1 protein-coding gene is annotated in these 250 nt (G+C 74.0%); it reads left to right on the top strand.

Features of this window, described 5'->3' with window-relative positions:
- Nucleotides 1–40: 40 nt before the first annotated feature.
- Nucleotides 41–250: hypothetical protein (locus tag KVS71_RS18040; protein ID WP_254635910.1), on the top strand; the 210-nt coding region annotated here is incomplete at its 3' end.

The raw sequence follows: 250 nt of genomic DNA, 5'->3' as shown, positions 1-250 counted from the left end.
CGACGACCTCGCATGAACCGGTGCTCTCGAGCCCGGGCAGGTGCTCACGATCACGTACTCCGTCGACGTCGACGAGGGCGTGGAAGGCGAGCGCATCGCCAACCGCGACACCGCATCGGGCACCCCGCCCGGGGGGCTGCCCCCGACCACGCCTCCGGCCGTCACCACCGAGCACCCGGACGCCGGCTTCGAGGCCGCGAAGACCTCCGACCCCGCCGCGGGCACCGTGGTGGAGCCCGGCCAGACCATC

The sequence above is a fragment of the Microbacterium sp. GbtcB4 genome (genome assembly GCF_019091465.1).
Lineage (GTDB): Bacteria > Actinomycetota > Actinomycetes > Actinomycetales > Microbacteriaceae > Microbacterium > Microbacterium paraoxydans.
The sequence above is the reverse complement of the archived record's forward strand: the minus strand, read 5'-3'. Positions and strand labels throughout refer to the sequence as shown.